The 4,614-nt window shown below is 55.8% G+C and carries 5 protein-coding genes and 1 pseudogene; 2 read left to right on the top strand and 4 right to left on the bottom strand.

Translation table 11 applies throughout. The annotated features are described in order from the left end of the window. Positions 1-234, top strand: a 234-nt coding sequence (locus B3F77_RS06490) for a hypothetical protein (protein WP_293604172.1), incomplete at its 5' end; no start/stop codon positions are given. Here B3F77_RS06490 and B3F77_RS06485 read toward each other — a convergent pair. Continuing rightward, entirely contained in the window at positions 210-1,364 is a 1,155-nt protein-coding gene (locus B3F77_RS06485; protein ID WP_293604171.1) for an aminotransferase class V-fold PLP-dependent enzyme, read from the bottom strand. The genes B3F77_RS06490 and B3F77_RS06485 overlap by 25 nt on opposite strands. A 224-nt stretch (positions 1,365-1,588) precedes the next feature. On the opposite strand from B3F77_RS06485, the pseudogene B3F77_RS06480 reads away from it, so the two are divergent. Continuing rightward, positions 1,589-1,804 (top strand): annotated as a pseudogene (locus B3F77_RS06480) (transposase); the annotation flags it as partial. Between the two features lie 269 nt (positions 1,805-2,073). Here B3F77_RS06480 and B3F77_RS06475 read toward each other — a convergent pair. From B3F77_RS06475 to B3F77_RS06465, 3 genes are all read right to left on the bottom strand, one after another. Then, positions 2,074-2,502: a DUF1810 domain-containing protein gene (locus B3F77_RS06475; protein WP_293604170.1), complete on the bottom strand. Its 429-nt coding sequence runs from the start codon at positions 2,500-2,502 to the stop codon at positions 2,074-2,076. A 53-nt stretch (positions 2,503-2,555) separates the two neighbouring features. Next, positions 2,556-3,065, bottom strand: coding sequence for a C40 family peptidase (locus tag B3F77_RS06470; protein WP_293604169.1), 510 nt, complete (start codon positions 3,063-3,065; stop codon positions 2,556-2,558). Between the two features lie 147 nt (positions 3,066-3,212). Continuing rightward, a complete protein-coding gene (locus B3F77_RS06465; protein ID WP_293604168.1) occupies positions 3,213-3,719 on the bottom strand; it encodes a hypothetical protein in 507 nt (168 codons plus the stop codon). Positions 3,720-4,614: the final 895 nt, after the last annotated feature.

Genomic DNA, 4,614 nt, shown 5'->3' with positions numbered 1-4,614 from the left:
GAGTACCGACAGCCGATCCTATCTGTGTGCGCCAATGCTGAATTGACCATTCAACATGGCATGTGCCGCCTATTAGGTGATCACTTGATTTCCTTGTGGAGGATTACTGGCTATGGCCATTCGGAGAATTGGCCTGGTCACTTGGAGATTGGCACACCTGATCAATTTTGGGTCGGCGCCAACAGCGCAGCCCCCTTGAAGCTCAGGGTTCAGGCCGCTATGGCCGCTCCCTGAGTGGCGTTAATCTGGTCCAGCGCGGCGGCGAGCTGCGCCACGCTGCGATCCACGTTGTGCAGTTTTTCCAGGCCGAACAGGCCCACGCGAAAGGTCATAAAATCGGCCGGTTCGTCGCACTGCAGTGGCACACCGGACGCCGTTTGCAGGCCCAGTGCCAAAAACTTCTTGCTGTTGTGGATGTCGGCATCGGTGGTGTAACTCACCACCACACCCGGCGCCTTGAAGCCTTCGGCCGCCACGCTGGGAATGCCCCGGCGCTCGAACAAAGCGCGCACCTGGGTGCCCAGCGCGATCTGCTCGGCGCGCACTTTCTCAAAGCCATAGGAACGGGTCTCCTGCATCACGTCGCGCAGGCGGGTGAGGGCGTCGGTGGGCATGGTGGCATGGTAGGCGTGGCCGCCGGCCTCATACGCTTCCATGATCTGCAGCCACTTCTTCAGGTCACAGGCGAAGCTGGTGCTGGTGGTGCCGTCAATGGCGGTTCGGGCACGCTCGCTCAACATCACCATGGCGCAGCAAGGCGAGCTGCTCCAGCCCTTTTGTGGCGCACTTACCAACACGTCCACGCCCGTGGCTTGCATATCCACCCACAGGGTGCCGGAGGCAATGCAGTCCAGCACAAATAAGCCGCCAACCTCGTGCACCGCCTTGGCCACGGTTCGCAGGTAGTCGTCCGGCAGGATCATGCCTGCGGCGGTCTCGACATGCGGGGCAAACACCACATCCGGTCTTTGGGCGCGAATGGTGGCGACCACTTCGTCCACCGGGCAGGGAATCCAGGGCGCTTGCGGGCCGTCACCCACGCGTCGGGCCTTGAGCACGGTGGATTCGCTGGGCATGTGGCCCATGTCAAAAATCTGCGTCCAGCGGTAGCTGAACCAGCCATTGCGAATGACCAGCGCCTTCTTGCCGGTGACAAACTGCCGTGCCACCGCTTCCATGCCAAAGGTGCCACTGCCCGGCACCAGCACGGCGGATTGGGCGTGATACACCTCTTTGAGAATGGCAGAGATGTCTTTCATCACGCCCTGAAAGCGTTTGGACATGTGGTTCAAGGCGCGGTCGGTGTAAACAACCGAGAATTCAAGCAACCCCTCTGGGTCGATGGTGGGCAATAGTCCTGGCATGGCAAGTTCCTGAAATCTAGTAGGTTAGAGAATCAGGATTGAGCTTAGCATGGACTCCCGTGCCAGCGAGCGGGTGAGGCGACCCACCGGCGCGTGCCGGTGGGTGCGGGTTGGCGCAGAAATCAGAACTTCTCGTCCCGCATCTGGTACCACTTATAGAGGTGGCAGTGGCCAAAGCGGCGAAATGGCGCAAATGCTTCCGAGCGCACCTTGTTAAAGAGGTTGGCAGCGTTGACGAGGCGCAACGCGGCAAGAACCGCAACAAGTCACGCATCCGTTCTCGGGTGGAGCACGTCTTTGGCGTGGTCAAGCGGCTGTGGGGCTTTGGCAAGGTGCGTTACCGGGGCCTGCAGAAGAACGCCACGCGCGCATTCACCGCCTTGGCACTGGCCAACATTTACCTTAGCCGACAAAGGCTGATGGCACAGGTGCGCCCGTGAGGGTGAGATGCGGGTCAACGAGCCCGAAAAACAGGCCCAACGAGCCACAAAGCGGGCCACTTTTTGACCCGCTTTCTCGAAGTTCCGCTGTCATGCACCCATGCGGGTGTTTTGATGGTACTTATTCAGCGTAGCCCTAAGGATCAAACGTTTTTTGCCTTGGCTGTTTTAAAGACCGCGGCAACTATCATCGGCAGCCGTTCGAATACATATTTTGGGCATGGCCTGAGTGAAACTGGTCATGGGGCGAAACGCCATGAAAACGTCACTTACATCAGCTTGAGCGTACCTTCGTCAGGCGTCCCTTCGAAAAAACGCTCCAGCGCTTGTTTGAACACAGGTTCCTCCGGGGCTACCTGAGCGAAAAGCGTCATGCACGATTTAAATTTGAGTTCGTCTGGAGACCCGAAGATGTCATGGGCAGTCGTGTTGCGCTGTGCCAAGACGAGCGTGGTGCATTCAAGGAGTCTTTTGCCGAGTACTGAGTGCTTCCAATAGGCAAGAGCCTCGTCCCTTGATTCGATGCCGAAGTGTTTGGCGATTGGGCTGCGACCAAGTCCCTTGAGTTGGGGGAAGATGAACCACATCCAGTGGGTGGCCTTTCTGCCGCTGGCCAACTCCTTGAAGACAGAGTCATAGACAGGTCCCTGTGCATCGACAAACCGCTCCAAACCGTTGTTGGTCAAATTGAATGGCATGGTTACCTCCAAGTAAAGCAGACTGGCAACCTCCGATTCTGGCTCGACCGACTTCAAGGCCGACGAAAAGTCACTTGCTGGGATGCCCAATATTTTGAATTCAATCGGTCAAGCCTGACTTCCCCGCCAGTGGACGGCGCGTGGACAAAACGGCCACCCCCAACATAGATTCCAGCGTGGGTAACTACGTCGCTCTGGGCAAAGAGGACCAGGTCACCCGAGCGAATGTTGTCACTCGATACCGGCTGACCCCAATTTTGCAGCCTTGAGACGGTTCGAGGTGGCGCAACCCCTGACCTCATTTGGTAGACATAGCCAATCAGTCCACTGCAGTCAAAACCGGAGTCTGGTGTGTTGCCACCATAACGATACGGCGTACCGACAAGGCCGACGGCATAGATAGTTATGTCATTAGCCTGCCCTTGCGAGATTCGCGATGGCACTTCCAAGGTTTCAATGGAAGCAGGACCACGGTGGACCGCTGGCGCAGTGCTGCATCCTCCGAGAACGAGAACAAGCGTCACTGCAAAAGAAGTGAGGCCGAGGTTGTTGTAAACGTTCATGGCGATATATTGACTGCTGACGCATCCAAAATGAACACAGAGTTGGCCCGGTATTGCCAAGTTCATCAGCACATCGACTTTCTAATTGCGCGCAACTTTCTCCGCTCCAGGAACGACTGCCTGTACCCGCACCAAAATATCGGTACCTTAGTTGCCTTTTGAAGGAACCCTTTTGTACAGCTTATGTCCGTCTCGCGTCCCCGCTGGTATGAGCACACCTTTGTTGATAGCAGCATAGAGCCAAGCACCGGCACGGTTGGTGATGACGTCTCGCGCTGTCTCATCCAAATCAAGCTTCTTCAATGCCTCGTCGACTAATTCACCAAGGCTGAGCTTCTTGCGGGCCAGGCAGCTCAACCAAAGCTCAGTGCCGGTCGATGGAAGCTTTGCGGGCTTTGCCCGTTTTCTGGGTTTGGTTTTGGTAACGCGCTTGGGTTTAATAATTTCGTCAGCGGACACCTGCGCGTGCACAAAAGATACGTCTTCAATATGCTGGGTGCGCGTGGTAGCGGTGTATGGTAAAGCCGTCGTCGCAGCATCTAGGGTAATTAGTGGCCTGAGTCCCTCCAATGCCTGTTCCAGGTTAGCAAGGTGCTGTCGGGTTCGCTCAATCTCTTGGGCAATATGATTTGCTGCTTCAAAAATCGTTTGCATAGGATTAATTCTTTCATCGATTTTCCGTACGACGGACGGAGTTGTAATAGGCTGATGATATTCCCTCCAATGAAGTCGGCGCTGGTCGCCAGCTGAATGTCACGGCATTTGTTGAGAGGCGTTACCCCTGTAACCTCCGTTACCCCAAACTCTCCGCACAAACGAAGCTAATCAGCGCCCCACTTCCCCCATGTCTTCGCGAACCCCCGCCCCTGCAATGCCCTCATCATGCTGTCGCAATCGCTACCTCTCACCGTATCAAATATTTCAGCCCAGACCCGGTACGGGTAAGTGCTGCGAACCCCCACTGCAGGGCAACCCCGTAACGTCCGCCGTGACTGCATCGCGCGCCGATTTGATTGCAATAAGCGCATCGCGCAGGGGGTCTGACTTGGGTTGTTCCGCTGCAGACGCGTAGGTGAGTACTTGAGTAATGGTCTTGACCCTAGATAGAGCAGACTGGACGGCGGTGACCTGTGGCATTGAGTGGGGGTCAGAATGAGGTGCCTAGCACCTGTCATAAACTTCAACCGAAGAATTTTGACGCGAATGAACTACTGCTTTGTGCCCAATGCGGCCGGTCGATTACCTCCGAAGCGGACTTTCAACGTGCGGTCTCAGTTCTGGAAACTGGAGGAACCCCACCGTGTATCCCCATCTCCTTGCCAACTCCTAGGGCGACGCCGATCATGGACTTGTCGTCGCCTTGTTTTGGGTCATGAGCGCAGGCGTTGTGCCGCGATCAGGAGCTTGGAGCTGGCTTTTCTCGGGATGGGTTTGCATTGTGATATTCATTCTGGCCGGTATGCTTAAATTCCTGCATTGAATGTCAATATGCATGACAGCATGCTCTTATCACCGCATTGAATTAGAACTTATCCGTAAATAATGTTTA

Origin of the sequence: Polaromonas sp. UBA4122, assembly GCA_002381615.1 — a bacterium.
Classification (GTDB): domain Bacteria; phylum Pseudomonadota; class Gammaproteobacteria; order Burkholderiales; family Burkholderiaceae_C; genus Polaromonas.
The sequence above is the reverse complement of the archived record's forward strand: the minus strand, read 5'-3'. Positions and strand labels throughout refer to the sequence as shown.

Bases quoted from the DNA above. Each gene is read 5' to 3' on its own strand.
- B3F77_RS06485 (WP_293604171.1), bottom strand. From the start codon at position 1,364: ATGCCAGGACTATTGCCCACCATCGACCCAGAGGGGTTGCTTGAATTC.
- B3F77_RS06475 (WP_293604170.1), bottom strand. From the start codon at position 2,502: ATGCCATTCAATTTGACCAACAACGGTTTGGAGCGGTTTGTCGATGCA.
- B3F77_RS06470 (WP_293604169.1), bottom strand. From the start codon at position 3,065: ATGAACGTTTACAACAACCTCGGCCTCACTTCTTTTGCAGTGACGCTT.
- B3F77_RS06465 (WP_293604168.1), bottom strand. From the start codon at position 3,719: ATGCAAACGATTTTTGAAGCAGCAAATCATATTGCCCAAGAGATTGAG.